We start from the raw sequence: 17,637 nt of genomic DNA, 5'->3' as shown, positions 1-17,637 counted from the left end.
ATGACCCCAGTCGTGTCAGGATCGCCCATGTACACCTACATCGCCAAACGGCTGTTGGTCGCCATACCGACGCTTTTGATCATTTCGATCTTCGTCTTCTCGCTGCAGAAGCTGCTGCCCGGCGATCCGATCCTCGCCATGGCCGGCGAGGAACGCGACCCGCAGGTTCTCGAATTCCTGCGCGAGAAATACCGGTTGAACGATCCCGTCCCCTATCAATATGTGCGCTGGCTGGGTGCCGCCCTTCAGGGCGATCTCGGCATCTCGCTGCGCACCAACCAGCCGGTTCTGCAGCTCGTCGGCGAGAAGCTGCCGGTCACCATCCAGCTCGCCATCATGTCGATGATCTTCGCCTTTGCGATCGGCGTGCCGATGGGCATCCTGGCGGCCGTCAAGAAGAACACGATGATCGACTATCTCGCCAACATCATCGCGCTGACCGGCCTGTCGATCCCGAATTTCTGGCTCGGCATCATGCTGATCCTGCTGGTTTCGGTCAATCTCGGCTGGCTGCCGGCATCAGGCTACGAACCCTTCTTCAGCAATCCGCTGCGTTCGCTGGAAACCATGCTGATGCCCTCCTTCGTGCTCGGCAACGCGCTGGCCGCGACCCTGATGCGCCACACCCGCTCGGCAATGCTCAGCGTGCTGAGCGCCGATTACATCCGCACCGCCCGCGCCAAGGGATTGCCCGAAAGCACTGTCGTGCTCGAGCACAGCTTCCGCAACGCGGTGCTGCCGATCGTGACGCTGACTGCGCTGCTCTTTGGCGAACTGCTTGCCGGCGCCGTGCTGACCGAGCAGATCTTCACCATTCCAGGTTTCGGAAAGCTCATCGTCGACGCCGTCTTCAACCGTGATTACGCCGTCGTCCAGGGTGTGGTGATCTGCACCGCGATCGGCTTCATCCTGATGAACCTCCTGGCCGACATTCTCTATGTCCTGCTCAATCCGCGCATGAGGGCCGCCCTATGACCGCGATCGGAGAGACCGGCATTCCCTCTGCGATCGACCGCACGCCAAGCCGCGCCTGGCGCAAGCTGAAGGCCAACAAGGGCGCCCTCGTCGGCCTTGTTATCATCGCCTTTTTCGCGATCCTTGCGGTTGCCGCGCCCCTTCTTCCGATTCCCGATCCGAACGCCACAAGCTGGTCGGCAATCCGCAAGGCGCCCTCCGCCGCCCACTGGCTCGGCACCGACGACATCGGCCGCGACATTCTTTCCCGGATGATCTGGGGCGCGCAGGCATCGCTGATGGCCGGCGTCTTTTCGGTGGCGATCGCCGTTGTCATCGGCGTGCCCTTCGGTCTTATCTCCGGTTATTTCGGCGGCTGGATCGACATGGTGATCTCCCGCATCACCGAAGCCTTTCTGGCCATGCCTTTCCTCATCACCGCGATCGCGCTCGCAGCCTTTCTCGGCCCGAGCCTGACCAATGCGATGATTGCGATCGGCCTTTCGGCCATGCCCGTCTTCGTGCGGCTGACGCGCGGCCAGGTGCTTTCGGTGAAGACCGAGGAATATGTCGAGGGCGCCCGCTCGATCGGACTCCGGTCATCGAGCATCATCACCCGCTATATCCTGCCGAATGTCTTTGCGCCGATCCTCGTGCAGGCGACGTTGACCGTCGCCACCGCGATCATCGCCGAGGCGAGCCTCTCCTTCCTCGGCCTCGGACAGCAGCCGCCGGCGCCGAGCTGGGGCTCGATGCTGAACGTCGCCAAGAATTTCCTCTCACAGGCGCCATGGATGGCGATGTGGCCGGGTGCGGCGATCTTCCTCGTCGTCATCGGGTTCAATCTTTTAGGCGATGGCCTGCGCGATGCGCTCGATCCGCGCGAAGCATGATTTCTTGAAAGGACATTTGACATGACCGCATTCACGACCCGTCCAGAAATCCTCGGCACCTTCGGCGTCGTCACCTCCACCCACTGGATCGCCTCGGCGGTCGGCATGAGCATTCTCGAAAAGGGCGGCAACGCCTTCGACGCGGCGGTGGCGACGGGCTTCGTGCTGCAGATCGTCGAGCCGCATCTTTGCGGCCCGGGCGGCGATCTGCCGGCGGTGATCTATTCGAAGAAGAAGGACAAGGTCGAGGTCATCTGCGCGCAGGGCCCCGCCCCCGCCGGCGCGACGATCGAACACTACACGGCGGAAGGCCTGAGTCTGATCCCCGGTGACGGCTTGCTTGCGACCGTCATCCCCGGCTCCTTCGATGGCTGGATGCTGATGCTGCGCGACTATGGCTCGATGAGCGTGCGCGATGTGCTGGAACCGGCGATCTATTACGCCGAGCACGGCCATCCGATGCTGCCGCGCGTGTCCGCCACCATCAAGGGGCTCGCCGCCTTCTTCGAGCAGGAATGGCCGACCTCCTATGAGACTTGGCTGCCGGGTGGCAGCGCGCCCGAAGCGCATGCGAATTTCAGGAATCCGGTGCTTGCCGAAACCTGGAAGCGCATCATCGCCGACGCCGAGACGAAAAGCGGCCGGGAAGCGCAAGTGCAGGCGGCCCGCGACGCTTTCTATCGCGGCTTCGTGGCCGAGAAGATCGACGACTATCTGAAGACCGCCGAGGTGATGGATGCGAGCGGCAACCGCCACAAGGGCGTTTTGACTGCCAACGATATGGCAAACTGGTCGGCAACGATCGAGGAACCGCTGACCTATGATTATCATGGCTGGACCATCGCCAAGATCGGTCCCTGGGGCCAGGGTCCGGTCTTCCTGCAGACCCTGTCGATCCTCAAAGGCTTCGATCTCGCCGCAATGGACCCCGCTGGCGCCGATTTTGTCCATACCGTCGTCGAGGCGATGAAGCTCGCCTTCGCCGACCGCGAAGTCTATTACGGCGATCCTGAATTTTCGGAGATCCCTGTCGCGCACCTGCTGTCGGAGACCTATGCCGCCGCGCGGCGCAAGCTTATCGGCGCGGACGCCTCCTTCGATCTTCGCCCCGGCATCGTGCCTGGCTTCGAAGCGCAGCATGATCTGACGATGACGATGCTCGGTGCGGATTCGAAAACCGGCGCCGTCTACGAGCCGACCATGGCGCATCTCTCCGAAAAGCGCGGTGATACCGTGCATATCGATGTGATCGACCGCGACGGCAACATGGTCTCCGTCACCCCGTCCGGCGGCTGGCTGCAATCCTCGCCCACCGTGCCCGGCCTCGGCTTCTGCCTCAATTCCCGCGCCCAGATGTTTTGGCTGAAATCAGGCCTGCCGACGTCGCTTGCCCCCGGCAAACGGCCGCGCACGACGCTGACGCCTTCGCTCGGCCTCTATGAGGGCCGCCCGACACTGGCCTTCGGCACACCCGGCGGCGACCAGCAGGAACAGTGGCAGCTCTCCTTTTTCCTGCGTTATATCAATCATAAGATGAACCTGCAGGCGGCGATCGACCAGCCGCTGTTCCACACCTCGCATTTTCCGGGCTCCTTTTATCCGCGCACCCGCGAACCCGGCAGCCTGATGGCGGAAGCGAATTTCGGCCCCGATGTCCTTGATGCCCTGCGCCGCAAGGGCCACAAGCTGACGGTCGCCGATCCCTGGACGATCGGCCGGCTGACCGCCGCAAAACGCGATGCCGACGGACTGCTGCGCGCCGCAGCCACCCCGCGCCTGATGCAGGCCTATGCGATCGGGAGATAGCCGTGACCTGGTCGATCGTCGCCCGTGATCCCCTGACCGGTCATCTCGGCATCGCCGTCGCGAGCCGCTTTTTCGCCGTCGGCGCCCTTGTGCCGCATATTCGCGGCGGCATCGGCGCCGTCGCCACGCAGGCCTTCGTCAGCCCGCTTTACGGCGTCGATGGCCTGTCGCTGCTGGCCGCCGGCAAAGCGCCGGAGGAGATCATTGCCGAGCTGACCGCGCGTGACGCCGGCCGCAATCAGCGGCAGCTGCACCTCATCGGTGCGAAGGGGCGCAACGCCGCCTTCACCGGCGCTGCATGCATCGACTGGGCGGGGCATCTGATCGACGAAAACGTCTCGGTCGCCGGCAACATGCTGGCGGGTCCTGACGTCGTCACCGAAACGCTTGCCACCTACAACAAGGCGATGGACAAGCCGTTGGCCGAACGCCTGCTGCTGGCGATGCAGGCAGGCGAAGATGCCGGCGGTGACAAGCGCGGCAGGCAGTCCGCCGCCCTCGTCATCCATCGCGACCAGGATTATCCGTGGCTGAGCCTCCGTGCCGACGATCATCCCGATCCGCTCGCCGAACTTGTCCGCCTCCATGCAGTGGCGGGTGAACGCTACCTGCATGTCGCGGAGACAATGGCGACGCGGCAAAATCCGAACGGCATGACCGACAGGCGCGAGATCGATGAAAAGATCGCTGCGCTGGAAGCGACCCGCATCGCGGCAGGCAGGCCTTCCGCCTCCTTCGCGACGCCTTTGAAGACGTGAACCCAGACAAGAACAAGGCAACGACATGCTTGATGTTTCTTCGACCCCCGCCTCTCCGGTTCTCTCGGTCAGGAACCTGACGACCTCTTTCCTCGTCGATGGCGACTGGAAGCCGGTGGTGCGCGACGTCTCCTTCGACGTCACACCTGGCGAGACCGTGGCGATCGTCGGCGAAAGCGGCTCGGGCAAGAGCGTCACCTCTCTTTCGATCATGCGGCTTCTCGCCAAGGGATCGAGCCGCATCGATGGCGCCATCACCTTGAACGGCAAGGATGTTCTCACCCTTCCGGAAAAGGAGATGCGCCGGGTGCGCGGCAACGACGCCGCCATGATCTTCCAGGAGCCGATGACATCCCTCAACCCGATCTTCACCATCGGCCGCCAGATCTCTGAAGCGCTCACCTGCCACGGCGATATCGGCAAGTCCGAGGCGCGGGCCGAGACCGTGCGCCTGCTGGAAAAGGTCCGTATCCCCAACGCCGCCGCGCGCTTCGATGAATATCCGCACCAGTTCTCAGGCGGCATGCGCCAGCGCGTGATGATCGCCATGGCGCTCGCCAGCCGGCCGAAATTGCTGATCGCCGACGAGCCGACGACGGCGCTCGATGTGACGATCCAGGGCCAGATCCTCGACCTGATCAAGATGCTGCAGGAAGAAGAGGGCATGTCCGTGCTCTTCATCACCCATGACATGGGCGTCGTCGCCGAAATCGCTGACCGCACCATCGTCATGTATCGCGGCGAGGCGGTAGAGACAGGCACGACCGACGACATCTTCCATCGCGGCAGGCATCCCTATACCCGCGCTCTGCTCTCGGCCGTACCGCGCCTCGGCTCGATGGCCGACCGGAAATGGCCGCTGCGTTTCCCCGTGGTCGATACCACGACCGGTGAACGGCGCGAGCCGGTCGAGGTCGCCGATACCGTCGACCGCCGCCGGACGCCGATCCTCGAAGTCAAACACCTCGTTACCCGTTTCGATATCCGCGGCGGCCTGCTCGGCCGCAAGACGGGCGCAATCCATGCGGTCGAGGACGTCTCCTTCGATCTCTTCCAGGGCGAGACGCTGTCGCTCGTCGGCGAATCCGGCTGCGGCAAATCGACCACCGGCCGCTCGATCACCCGCCTCGTCCAGCCGAACGGCGGCAGTGTCAGCCTCGACGGTTATGACGTGCTGAGCCTTGACGCGGCCGATCTCAGGCGAATGCGCCGCAGCATCCAGATGATCTTTCAGGATCCCTTCGCCAGCCTCAACCCGCGCATGACCGTCGGCGCCGCCGTCGCCGAACCGATTACGGAGCACGGCCTCGGCACCGGCGCCCAGGCCCGAGACAAGGCGGCCGATCTTCTCGAACGCGTCGGACTGAAACCCGACATGATGAAACGGTATCCGCACGAATTTTCCGGCGGTCAGCGCCAGCGCATCTGCATCGCCCGCGCGCTTGCACTCGATCCGAAGGTGATCGTCGCCGACGAAAGCGTTTCGGCCCTCGATGTCTCGATCAAGGCACAGGTCTGCAATCTGCTGATGGACCTGCAGCAAAGCCTGAACCTCGCCTTCCTGTTCATTTCCCACGACATGGCGGTGGTCGAGCGCGTCAGTCATCGGGTCGCGGTGATGTATCTCGGCGAAATCGTCGAGATCGGCCCGCGCGCACAACTGTTCAGCAACCCTCAGCACGCCTACACGAAGAAGCTGATGGCAGCCGTGCCGGTTCCCGACCCCTCGCGGCGCGGCATCAAGCGCAACCTCGGAACCGACGAGCTCAACAGCCCCGTTCGCCCGGTTGGCTTCGTCGCGCCGCCGCGCCGATATCGGGAGGTGTCGGCAGGTCATCTGGTGCGGGTCGATGAAGCCGCCTGAGCGTGAAACCCGCTCTGTAGAGCATCCGATGAAGCAAGTATTTCAGGAAATGAGCTGTGCCAGCTAGGGGCAGATCGCCCTTTTTGCTGCACCGCTTATATCACTTATCCTAGATATTATTTCACCCATAATTGTTAACGACGAATTCCGCCCATTTGTGTTCTCTTATCCCTACGAATCAAAAAGGTTTGATTTGCTCGGGGACGGCCACCATGTTGAAGCATGGGGCGATGCAACAGTTGGGTAGGAGCCTATGCTGCAACGGATTGAAGACATTGATGCAGCGCTTGTCGACAGGCTGCAGCATTCGGCATTCAAGTACTTCCTGAAATATACCAATCCCGAAAATGGCCTGGTGGCGGATACCTCGATCGGCGGCGTGCCGGCGAGTATCGCGGCCGTCGGCTTTGCGCTTTCCTCCTATCCCGTCGGTGTCGAGCGTTGCTGGATCAGCCGCGAGGAAGCAGCCGAGCGTACGGTCAATACGCTGCGCTTCTTCGCCGAGGCGCGCCAGGGCGAGGAACGCCACGCGACCGGCCACCGCGGCTTCTTCTATCATTTCCTGCACATGGATACCGGCCATCGCGCCTGGAACAGCGAGCTTTCGACCATCGACACGGCGCTGCTCGTCGCCGGCATCCTCACGGCTGCGCAATATTTCAATCGCGAAGACGACCAGACGGAGACTGAAATCCGGGAACTCGCGACCTTCATCTACGAGCGCGTCGACTGGCGCTGGGCGCTGAACAAGGGCGACACCATTGCCATGGGTTGGAAGCCCTCTTCCGGCTTCCTGCGCTGGCGCTATCACGGCTTCGACGAGGCGATCATCCTCTATACGCTGGCGCTCGCTTCGCCGACGCACCCCATTCCGCAATCGAGCTACGACGCCTTTACGTCAAGCTATTCCTGGATGCTGCATGGCGAGCAATCCTATCTCTATGCCGGGCCGCTCTTCATCCACCTCTTCTCGCATGCCTGGATTGATTTCCGCACCATTCAGGACAAGCCGATGGCGGAGCGGAACTGGGATTATTTCCGCAATACGCAGGTGATGATCAACGTCCAGCGTGACTATGCCGAGCGCAATCCCGGCCAGTTCGTCGGCTATAACAGGAACATCTGGGGTTTCTCCGCCTGCGACGGTCCGCCGCCGACACGGCGCATGCGCGGCGGCCGCCAGCCGAAGGTTCTGGGTTACGCCGCACGCGGCGCACCGCTCGGCCCCGATGACGGCACGATCGCACCCTGGGCAGCGCTCGCCTGCCTGCCCTACGACAAGCAGGCGGCTCTCGACGGCACCAAGGCGCTTCTGACCACCTATCCGAACCTGCTGTTGGAAGGCGGCTTTCCCGGCGGCTTCAACCCGACGGTCAAGACCAAGCGGCCGGAAGGCTGGGTCGACGACCGCACCGTCGGCATCGACCAGGGCCTTGTCGTCATGACCATCGAGAACGACCGTTCGGATTTCATCTGGAAACTGATGCGGCAATCGCCGGTCATCCGCCTCGGCCTCGAACGCGCCGGCTTTACCGGCGGCTGGCTCGAAGGCATCGAGCCGGAAGAAGTGGTGCGCAAGTTCGGCTAGGTCTAGGGCTGTCGCGCGGTATCAGTTCTCGAAGACATGCGCCTTGCCGGCGATATCGAGGCGAACGAGATCGCCTCGCGCCGGAAGCGCGACGCTCGATGTCTTGATCAGGATCGGCGGCAGCGCCACGCCGTCGAGCGAGACGGCAACGGTGCAGACCGCGCCGCCGAATTCCACCTCAACGACACGCCCGCCGTAGTTGCGATCGCTTTCATCGGCGACGACGCGGATCTGCTCGGGCCGCAGCATGATCTCCGCCTTGCCCTGACGACTGCCTTCGACGGCGACATGGCCAAGGGCGCAGTCTGCCAAGCCGTTGCGGATGATCGCGGGAAGCAGCACGGCATCACCGAGAAACAGTGCCGTCTCGCGATCTCGCGGATGCAGATACAATGATTGCGGCGACCCTGCCTGGATCAGCCGTCCTTCTCTGAGCACCGCCACCTGATCGGCAAAGGTCAGCGCCTCCTCCTGGTCGTGGGTGACGAGAATGGTGGTGATGCCGGCCGCCTGCAGCACGCGCGCAACCGCCTTGCGCATATTTTCCCGGAGGCCGGTATCGAGGGCCGAGAAGGGTTCGTCGAGCAGCATCAGCCGCGGCTTGCGGCCGAGCGCACGGGCGAGCGCCACACGCTGCTGTTGGCCGCCGGAAAGCTGATGCGGGCGCCGCGCCAGCATGCCGCGGTCGAGCTCGACCATATCGAGCAACTCGACGATGCGCTTGTCGCGATCGGATGCGCCTCGCTCAAACCCGAAGCCGATATTCTCGGCAACGCTTAAGTGCGGAAACAGCGCGCCATCCTGCGAGACGATGCCGATGCCGCGCTTGTGTGCCGGTACCGTCGCCGGACCGTCGGCGAGCAGGTCGCCATCCAGCGTCACCCTGCCGACATCGGGTTGCTCGAAGCCGGCAATGATGCGCAGCAGCGTCGTCTTGCCCGAACCGGACGGACCGACGACGGCCGTGCGGCTGCCGGCCGAGACCTCGAGCGAAATATCCTTCAGCGCCTGGACCGGGCCATAACGCTTGCTGATGTTTTCGATCGTGAGCAGCGTCATTGACCGGCGGTCCGTTTCGATTGGGTATAAAGCATCAGGGTGAGCGGCAGCGACAACACGACCATCATGAAGGCGTAAGGGGCGGCCGAGACATAATCGATCTCACTGGTAAGCGACCAGAATTTCGTCGCCAGCGTATCGACGCCGTTGGGTGACAGCATCAGTGTCGCCGTGAGTTCATTGGTGATGCCGAGTGCGGCCAGCGCGACGCTGGCGGCCGCTCCGGGTGCGGCAAGCCGCATGGTGATCTGCCGCACCGCCTGGCCCGGCGTACGGCCGAGACCCATCGCGGCGCGCTCCAGCTCCACCGGGGCCTGGGCGATGCTGGCACGCAGCCCGACCATGGCGCGCGGCAGGAAAAGCATCACATAGGCGACGATGAGCGTTGCGAAGGTCTGGTAGAGCGGCAGCACGAGACGCACGGTAATCGTCACCAGCGCCAGCGCCACGACGACGCCCGGCAGCGAGCCGACATAATAATGGCAGGCTTCAAGCACCCGCTGGAAGCGGCCGGGCGCCCGCACGGAAAGCCAGGCCATCGGTGCTGCGGCAATCGTCGCCAGCACGCCGCCGACAACGGCAAGCATGATGGTCTGCAGGAAGGCGCTGCCGACCTCGATGCGCCAGATATCGATGCCGCCGAGATAGAGCCAGCGGCCAAGCGTCACCAGCGGCACGCCGAGCGTCAGTACCGCCAGGACGACGGGCAGCAACATGGCCGGCGCCACGAACCAGCCCAGCCGGCGGCGGTCCGCCGGACGTGGCGAGCCGGAGCCGACGCGGGCATAACGTTCATTGCCGCGCACCAGCACCTCGAAGCCGAGCAGAAAAAGACAGCAGGCGACCAGCACGCCGCCGAGCATGTTGGAGGCCGGGCTGTTGTAGGAGGACTGGAACTGGTCGACGATCGCCGTCGCGAACGTGTCGAACCGGATCATGACGAACAGGCCGTATTCCGAAAGCAGATGCAGCGCGATCAGCAGCGAGCCGCCGCAGATGGCAAGTCTCAGCTGCGGCAGCACGGCGCGGAAGAAGACGCGCCAGGGATTGAGACCAAGCGAGGCAGCGGCATCCTCGATGGCCGGATCGAGACGGCGCAGTGCTGCGACGACCGGCAGGTAGAGGAACGGATAGTAGGCTATCACCGAGACGAAGACGCCGCTCTGCAGGCCGCGCATGCCGGGAACGAGGCTGACCCAGGCATAGCTGTGCACGAAGGCAGGTACGGCGAGCGGAGCGATCGCCAGCCAGGCCCAGAGCCGCGCGAAAGGAATGTCCGTCCGCTCGGTCAGCCAGGCGAGCGTCACGGCGAGTGCGATCGACACCGGGATGGTGATCGATTCCAGGAGAACCGTGTTGACGAGAAGTTCGCCGACGCGCGGTCGGAACACCAGCGCCTTCACCGTTTCCCAGCCGACATCGTAGGTGACCCAGCCGATGAAGCCGAGCGGCACGAGACTGAAGATCGCGACGACGGTTGCAAGCAGGATCACGGAAGCGTGCGGCATGCGTCCACGCGGCAAAACCATTCGCGCGGCCCTCGGCGCGACCGGCGTCTCGTTGCCGGATGCGAGCAATCTGTTGTCCTGCAGCAAGGCCGATGCCTTTACACGCTGAAAAAGGAAGGCAACCGCCTTTGAAAGGCGGTTGCCGGATGTCGTCATGCCCTAAGGTTTTCTTGAGCCAAAAGCAATAGTTTTGGCCGGAAGACGCCTGCGGCAGAAAGGTTAGATCAAGCCGGCGGCCGTCATCAACTCCACGACTTTCTTGCTGTCGAGGGTCGAAGCTTCGACCTTCGGGGCATTGAGATCGGCAAGGGGGGTGAGCTTGTCGTTTGAAGGCGCATCCTTGCCGATGGCATATTCATAGGAGGTGCCGTCCTTGAGAACTGCCTGGCCTGCCTTGCTGGTGACGAACTTCAGGAAAGCCTGGGCTTCCTTCATGTGCTGGGTAGACTTCAGGACGCCGCCGCCCGAAACGCTGACGAAAGCGCCCGGATCCTGGTTCTTGAAGTAATGCATGCCGACATTCTTGCTGTTCTCGCCGGTTTTCACCTGATCGCCGAACCAGTAGTAGTGATAGATGACCGCGCCTTCGACTTCGCCCGCATTGACGGCCTTCATGGCGACGCTGTTGCCCTTGTAGGGGGTGGCGTTGTCCTTGAGACCCTTCAGCCATGCCTTGGTCGCATCTTCGCCCTTCAACTGCAGCAGGGCTGCGACGATAGCCTGGAAGTCGGCGCCGGCAGGTGCCGCGCCCCAGCGACCCTTCCAGGCCGGATCCTGGAGGTCGAGCAACGACTTCGGCAGCTTGTCTTCGGTGAGCTTGGTCTTGTCATAGGCAAAAACGGTGGTGCGGGCGGCAATGCCCGTCCACATGCCGTCAGCTGGGCGATACTGATCCGGAACCTGATCCAGCGTTTCCTTTTCGATGGGGGCAAACAGGCCCGCGCCATCGACCAGCGTCATAGCCGGCGAATTCTCGGTCAGGAAGACATCAGCCGGCGAGGCGTCGCCTTCCTGGATGATCTGGTTAGCGAATTGCATGTCGCTGCCCTGGCGCATGGTGACCTTGATGCCGGTCTCCTTGGTGAAGGCATCGATCCATTCGCGGCCGAGGCTTTCGTGCTGGGCATTGTAAACGACGAGACCTTCATCCTGCGCATACGCGCTACCCGCAAGCGCGGTGACGGAAAGAAGCGAAGCGGCAAGCGCGAGGGAAAAACGGTTAAGAGCAGTGTTCATGATGGCCTCCGTAGCGATGTCACCCGAGCTCTCCAAGGGCGATCAGAGGCGTATATTTTTCCTGACTGCCAATTTCAAGTTTGGCTTGCCCGGAAAAGACATCACAATATCTTGACTAATTATTTCATATTACAAGGAATAAATCTCAACTCGGTCGAAAAGGCGACGCTCTGCAAAGCGCCGCCTCTCTTTTGCACCTTTTGCCGCCGGCTTATTCGACGTCGAACTTGACGCCCTGCGCAAGCGGCAGCGTCCTGCCGTAATTGATCGTGTTGGTGGAGCGGCGCATATAGGCCTTCCAGGCATCCGAGCCGGATTCGCGGCCGCCGCCGGTTTCCTTCTCGCCGCCGAAGGCGCCGCCGATTTCGGCGCCCGATGGCCCGAGATTGACGTTGGCGATGCCGCAATCCGAGCCGCGTGCGGAGACGAAGGTTTCGGCCTCGCGCATGTCGTTGGTGAAGATCGACGACGACAGGCCCTGCGGCACGGCATTGTGCAGCGCCAGCACCTCGTCGAAGTCACTGTATTTCATCACATAGAGGATCGGCGCAAAGGTCTCGTGCTCGACCGGGCCGGTCTGATCAGGCATTTCGACAAGCGCCGGGCGAACGTAGAAGGCCTCGGTCGAACCGGTTTCGACGCGGTCGCCGCCGGTTACCGTGCCGCCGGCCGATTTCGCCTCGCCAAGCGCTGCCTGCATGTTCTTAAAAGCTTGGCCGTCGATCAGCGGTCCCACAAGCGTCCCGGCCTCGAGCGGATTGCCGATGGTGACGGAGCCATAGGCCTTCTGCAGGCGCGGCACCAGCTGGTCGTAGACGCTCTCATGGACGAAGAGACGGCGCAGCGTCGTGCAGCGCTGGCCGGCCGTGCCCATGGCGGAGAAGGCAACGCCGCGCAGCGTCAGGTCGAGATCGGCCGTCGGGCAGACGATCGCCGCATTGTTGCCGCCGAGTTCGAGAATGGCGCGGGCAAAACGCTGCGACAGGCGCGGACCGACCGCGCGGCCCATTGCCGTCGAGCCCGTGGCGGAAACGAGCGGGATTTTCGGGTGGTCGACCAGTACCTCGCCGACCTCACGGCCGCCGATGATCAGCGTCGACAGATTGGCCGGTGCGCTACCGCCCTCGGCGACGAAACGCTTCAGCGCCTTTTCGAACAGCGCCTGCACGGCAAGCGCCGTCAACGGCGTCTTTTCCGAAGGCTTCCAGACAGTGGAATTGCCGCAGACCATCGCAAGTGCCGCATTCCACGACCAGACGGCAACCGGGAAGTTGAAGGCGGAGATGATGCCGATCACGCCGAGCGGATGCCAGCTTTCCATCATCCGATGCTCGGAGCGCTCAGTGGCGATCGTCAGGCCGTAGAGCTGACGGGAAAGGCCGACCGCGAAATCGCAGATGTCGATCATCTCCTGCACTTCACCGAGACCCTCGGAGGTGATCTTGCCGACCTCGATCGAGACCAGACGACCGAGCGCCGTCTTTGCGGCGCGCAGTTCCTCGCCAAGCAGGCGGACCAGTTCGCCGCGCTTCGGCGCCGGCACGGCACGCCATTCGAGGAAGGCCTGATGCGCCGCTTCGATTGCCGCCTTCGCCTCGGAAACGGAATGTTCCCTGAGTTTGCCGATTTCCTTGCCGGTGACCGGCGAGGTAACGGAAAGCGTGCCGCCATGATAGCGGCCGGCATCGACGCCGAGTTCGGCAAGCAGCTTGGCGGTTTCGGTGGCGAGATCGAGGACGGCGATGGTCATTGTCTTGGTTCCAATCTAATTTTTCTCAGAAGCGGGCATCGGCGAAATGGGCGACCTGAGCGCCGGCTTCGTACCATATTTCTTTCAGCGCACGGAAGCTCGGTTCGGTCGGCGAAGTCAGCGGCAGCGGCAGATCGGCTTCGGTGAGCCGGCCAAGGATATGCTCCGCCAGCGTGCGGCCGAAGACCGTGCCGGGCGCAATGCCGCGGCCATTGTAACCCGAAAAGCCGACAACCCCAGGCGCAAATTTGTGGAAGCGCGGCAGCGCATTGTCGGTCATGCCGATCTGGCCATACCATTCGCACTCGAATTCGACATCGCCGATCACAGGGAAGAGCCGCTTCAATGCGCGTTTCGCCCAGCCTTTGTGTACGGCAAGGCCGGTATTGCGCAGCGCCCCGACACTGCCGAAAACGAGACGCCCGGCCTGGTCCATGCGGAAGGATGAGAGGATTTCCTTGGTATCCCATGCGCCTTCCCGCCCCGGCAGGATCGACTGACGCAGATTATGGCCGAGCGGCACGGTGGCGAAATTGAAATAGGGCAGATAGATCTGTTCGTTGCGCACCTGCTCGAAAGGACCGGTGCTGTAGGCATCGGTCGCAACGATGATCCAGTCCGCGCTGACCTCGCCCTTTGCCGTCTTCACGATCCAGCGGCTGCCGTTTTGCTCCGTTGCGATGACGGGGCTTGACGTGTGAATGACGACCCCGGTCTTGACGGCGGCATGGGCAAGGCCGCGCGCATAGGCAAGCGGCTGCAGCGTTCCGGCGCGTTTGTCGAGCAGCGAACCGGTATAGGCATCGCTTCCGATGCGTTTTGCCGTTTCCGCGGCATCGAGCAGCGTCACGGCTGCGCCGCGGGCGGACCATTGCGCCGCGCGATCCTCGATCTCCTTCAGCCCGTCCGCGCCGACCGCGCAATGCAGCGTGCCGTTCCGTTCGAGTTCGCAGGCAATCTGATGTTTGTCGATCAGCTCCATGACGAGCTTCGGCGCATTGCCGAGCAAATCGAGCAGACGTTCGCCATGCACCGAGCCGAGCACGCCGGGCAGATCGTTCGGCATCACCCACATGCCGGCATTGATCAGCCCGACATTGCGCCCGGCACCGCCGAAGCCGATCTCTTTGGCCTCCAGCAGCACCACCTTCGACCCGGCTTCGGCAAGATGCAAGGCGGAAGAGAGACCGGTGTAACCGCCGCCGACGATGACGACGTCGGCCGACATCGCGCCGTCGAGAGGCGAGGTCGTCGGCGCTTCGGGCGCTGTCTTTTCCCAGAGGCCGTGGGAGCGCGGATCATTCAGCATGGCTCAGTCCGATCAGAGCGAAATCGCGGATACTCTAATGCATAAAAGAAAGTGTTGAACCTGCCATTTCACGCAACGGTCTTCAGCGGCAGGCCCGCAAGGCCAAGCGCGGCCAGTGCCGAATCCAGCGATGCAGCCTGGCGTTCGGCGTAAAGCGCCAGCTCATCCTGAACGGTAGCACCCAGTGCTGCCTCGAAGGCATCACGGTTCGAGCGGGTCGCGTAGTTCTGCTGCTGGTCGGTGCCGAGGTTCGACTGAAAGATTCCGGCCGCACTGACGGGCAGGAAGTCTTCGTAGACGATCGGGGTGAAGGCGAGGTAACCCTTGGCGATCAGCGCCTCCGGATCGCCGGGCAGCGTACTGCCGACCGTAGCCGCAATGCCCGCCGGCGTCGCGGAATAGCGGAAAAAGGCGAGATCCGCCCTGCGCAGCTCATCCCAGCTGTCCGGCAGTGCCTTGAAACGCGCAGCGAGTTCGTCGTCGTAGGCGCCCGCCTTGGCGCCGCCGGCGCCCACCTGCACCTCGCCGCGAACCGAGGCGAGCAGTTGGTCGTAGAGCGCCCGGCCCTTCGCCGTCAGCGCCACGCCGCGTTGTTCGATCTCGCCGAAGCGGGCGGTATGCGTCCCTAGAATCGCACCGTCATCACCGGAAAAGGCGATCGTTTCCTCCAGCGCCTTGAAACTCGTCTGTCGCAGCAGGATATCGCAATGACGGCGCGGCGGTCCTTCGATGACCGCCTTCGGCGTGATGCCGCGTTCCGGCATACGGGCCTGGACCGCGTCGATATCGAGCGTACGCGGCGTCAGATGGTTGATGTGCGGCCCCTTGAAGCTGACGACGTCGGCGATGAGCCGATGCGCATCGTGCAACCGCTTATAGGTGTCGGCGCTGACTGTCGCTTCGCCATGCCAGCGGAAGGTTTCCAGCGCCTCGGCAACGAATTCCGTCGCTTCCGCCTCGGTCAGGCCGCCGTTCTGCTCGTGGCGCTCGATCAGCGCGACCGCACGCGGCGTATAGATCCGCCGTTTTGCCAGAATGGCTTCGGCCTCGCCGCGCAGCTCTTCGTCTTCGATCAGTTCCAATCGCAGCAGCGAGGTGAAGACGCGGAATGGATTGAAGTTGAGCGCCACCTCGTCGACTGGGCGGAAGCTGGTGGAATGAACCGGCACGCCGGCAACCGAAAGATCGTAATAGCCGACCGGCTGCATGCCCATGACCGCAAACAGCCGGCGGATGGTGAAGAGCTCGTCGGCCGTACCGAGCCGGATGGCGCCGTGGCGCTCCACATCGATGCGCTCCAGCTCGCCGGCGCGGGCCAGGCGATCGCGGAGGTCAGGATCCTTTTCAAGGCAGCCGGCATTCACATCCGCCACCAGTTCGATCAGCGTGCCGTATTGCGGCACCTCCGCCCGGTACATCTGCGACATCGCCTCGGTGAACAGCGATCGGATGCGATCTGGGGAAACGAAGAATTGCGGCATTGGGAAACTCCGACTCATTCCGTTTTTGCAGGATGAACCCCTTTACACGCGCGACAAAGCCGCAAATATCGCTATTTCGGAAATAGCCCATTCTGAAACGGAATGACCATGCTGACGTCTAGACGTTTTCTGCCATCGATTTCGCATCTCGCCGCCTTCGAGGCGGTTGCCCGCACCGGCAGCGTGACGGCAGCGGCGCGCGAACTTGATCTGACGCAGAGCGCCGTCAGCCGTCAGGTAAGCGCGCTCGAGGAGCAGCTTGGTGTCGAGCTCTTCCTGCGCGAACGCCAGACCATGCGGCTGACGCCTGCTGGCGACGGATATGCCCGCGAGATTCGCGAGGCGCTGCGGCGGATATCGAGCGCCTCGCTGAATCTACGCGCCAATCCGCATGGCGGCACGCTCAATCTCGCCATCCTGCCGACCTTTGGCACGCGCTGGCTGGCGCCGCGCCTGGGGCGCTTTCTCGCCGCCAATCCCGGCGTGACCATCAATCTGGTGACCCGGCTTTCGCCGTTCGATTTCCGCCTTGATTCGATCGACGCCGCCATCCATTTCGGCCATCCGCACTGGCCGGGCGCCGAACTCGCCCTTCTGATGTCGGAGCGCACTGTGCCGGCCTGCAGTCGGGATTTTCTGAAGCAATATGCGATCTCAGGACCGGAGGATCTGCTGGCCGTTCCGCTTCTGCACCTGACGACACGCCCGGACGCCTGGGAGCAATGGTTCGCCGGCAACGGCGTTTCCTTCGAAAGCGTGCACGGCATGCTCTTCGACCAATTCGCCACCGCCGCGCAGGCGGCGATCGCCGGCCTCGGTGTCGCCCTGCTGCCGACATTCCTGATGCAGGAGGAGATCAGGCGCGGCGATCTCGTCGCCGCTGTCGACCGAGAAATGGAAAGTCGCGAGCGCTATTATCTCGCCTTTCCGCCCGAGCGCGCCGACTATGCGCCACTTGCCGCCTTTCGCGACTGGATCGTCGCAGAAGCGACCGCCAGCCCGACTGCGTGACGAACGGCTTGCATCGGCATAGCGCTTTCGACCATTATGCGCGCCAAACAACTTTGCAGGAAATCTCCATGAAGCCGATCTTCGTCCAGCTCCAATGCGCACCCGGCAAGACCTATGATGTCGCCGACGCCATCTACCAGACCGAACTGGTCTCGGAGCTCTATTCGACCAGCGGCGACTACGATCTGCTGCTGAAGGTCTATATCGAGGAAGGCCAGGATATCGGCAAATTCATCAACGACAACATCGCCAATATTCCCGGCATCGTCCGCTCGCTGACGACGCTGACCTTCAAGGCGTTCTGAATTCCCGTCAGACACGGTTAACCTTTTTCGCGAAGATTGGCCCCCGCAGGAGGTCACCTAAACCGCGCCTTAACGCCGGGCATATCTGGTCGTTGTTATATCACGGGCCTGCATC

General features: G+C 63.0%; 14 protein-coding genes. 8 read left to right on the top strand and 6 right to left on the bottom strand.

All coding sequences use genetic code 11. The features are described 5' to 3' along the window. Positions 1–27 precede the first annotated feature (27 nt). The 6 genes from G9X64_RS33420 to G9X64_RS33395 all read left to right on the top strand — a co-directional run bounded on the left by G9X64_RS33420 (position 28) and on the right by G9X64_RS33395 (position 7,863). Entirely contained in the window at positions 28–975 is a 948-nt protein-coding gene (locus G9X64_RS33420; protein ID WP_024320455.1) for an ABC transporter permease, read from the top strand. Continuing rightward, a complete protein-coding gene (locus G9X64_RS33415; RefSeq protein ID WP_168309115.1) occupies positions 972–1,847 on the top strand; it encodes an ABC transporter permease in 876 nt (291 codons plus the stop codon). Before G9X64_RS33420 ends, G9X64_RS33415 begins: the two co-directional genes overlap by 4 nt. Positions 1,848–1,868: 21 nt before the next feature. Continuing rightward, complete coding sequence (locus tag G9X64_RS33410) at positions 1,869–3,653, top strand: gamma-glutamyltransferase family protein (RefSeq protein WP_171378269.1); 1,785 nt, start codon at positions 1,869–1,871, stop codon at positions 3,651–3,653. Positions 3,654–3,655: 2 nt separating this feature from the next. Then, on the top strand, positions 3,656–4,411 hold the full coding sequence (locus G9X64_RS33405) for a DUF1028 domain-containing protein (RefSeq protein ID WP_171378268.1): 756 nt from the start codon (positions 3,656–3,658) through the stop codon (positions 4,409–4,411). Positions 4,412–4,436: 25 nt separating this feature from the next. After that, positions 4,437–6,275, top strand: coding sequence for an ABC transporter ATP-binding protein (locus tag G9X64_RS33400; RefSeq protein WP_171378267.1), 1,839 nt, complete (start codon positions 4,437–4,439; stop codon positions 6,273–6,275). Between the two features lie 253 nt (positions 6,276–6,528). Then, positions 6,529–7,863: a glucoamylase family protein gene (locus tag G9X64_RS33395; RefSeq protein WP_171378266.1), complete on the top strand. Its 1,335-nt coding sequence runs from the start codon at positions 6,529–6,531 to the stop codon at positions 7,861–7,863. Between the two features lie 21 nt (positions 7,864–7,884). Here G9X64_RS33395 and G9X64_RS33390 read toward each other — a convergent pair whose 3' ends face one another. The 6 genes from G9X64_RS33390 to hglS all read right to left on the bottom strand — a co-directional run bounded on the left by G9X64_RS33390 (position 7,885) and on the right by hglS (position 16,224). After that, entirely contained in the window at positions 7,885–8,922 is a 1,038-nt protein-coding gene (locus G9X64_RS33390; RefSeq protein WP_171378265.1) for an ABC transporter ATP-binding protein, read from the bottom strand. Continuing rightward, a complete protein-coding gene (locus G9X64_RS33385; protein WP_171378264.1) occupies positions 8,919–10,586 on the bottom strand; it encodes an ABC transporter permease in 1,668 nt (555 codons plus the stop codon). The genes G9X64_RS33390 and G9X64_RS33385 overlap by 4 nt, the downstream gene beginning before the upstream one ends. A gap of 63 nt (positions 10,587–10,649) precedes the next feature. Beyond that, positions 10,650–11,666: an iron ABC transporter substrate-binding protein gene (locus G9X64_RS33380; RefSeq protein WP_171378263.1), complete on the bottom strand. Its 1,017-nt coding sequence runs from the start codon at positions 11,664–11,666 to the stop codon at positions 10,650–10,652. A gap of 211 nt (positions 11,667–11,877) precedes the next feature. Then, complete coding sequence (gene amaB, locus G9X64_RS33375; RefSeq protein WP_171378262.1) at positions 11,878–13,416, bottom strand: L-piperidine-6-carboxylate dehydrogenase; 1,539 nt, start codon at positions 13,414–13,416, stop codon at positions 11,878–11,880. A 25-nt stretch (positions 13,417–13,441) separates the two neighbouring features. Then, positions 13,442–14,725 (bottom strand): NAD(P)/FAD-dependent oxidoreductase, encoded by a 1,284-nt coding sequence (locus G9X64_RS33370; RefSeq protein WP_171378261.1) that lies wholly within the window; start codon positions 14,723–14,725, stop codon positions 13,442–13,444. 68 nt (positions 14,726–14,793) lie between these two features. Then, positions 14,794–16,224 carry a 2-oxoadipate dioxygenase/decarboxylase HglS gene (hglS, locus tag G9X64_RS33365; RefSeq protein ID WP_171378260.1) on the bottom strand — a complete coding sequence of 477 codons (1,431 nt, stop codon included), beginning with the start codon at positions 16,222–16,224 and terminating at the stop codon, positions 14,794–14,796. An 84-nt stretch (positions 16,225–16,308) separates the two neighbouring features. Here hglS and G9X64_RS33360 point away from each other — a divergent pair, with 84 nt between their 5' ends. Both G9X64_RS33360 and G9X64_RS33355 read left to right on the top strand, forming a co-directional pair. Beyond that, a complete protein-coding gene (locus G9X64_RS33360) occupies positions 16,309–17,217 on the top strand; it encodes a LysR family transcriptional regulator (protein ID WP_171378259.1) in 909 nt (302 codons plus the stop codon). Positions 17,218–17,285: 68 nt separating this feature from the next. Further along, positions 17,286–17,522, top strand: a complete 237-nt coding sequence (locus tag G9X64_RS33355; protein ID WP_003543721.1) for an Lrp/AsnC ligand binding domain-containing protein — start codon at positions 17,286–17,288, stop codon at positions 17,520–17,522. The last annotated feature ends 115 nt before the right edge of the window (positions 17,523–17,637 follow it).

This window comes from Rhizobium sophorae (assembly GCF_013087515.1).
Classification (GTDB): Bacteria; Pseudomonadota; Alphaproteobacteria; order Rhizobiales; family Rhizobiaceae; genus Rhizobium; species Rhizobium sophorae.
This window is presented reverse-complemented; position numbering and strand designations above follow the sequence as displayed.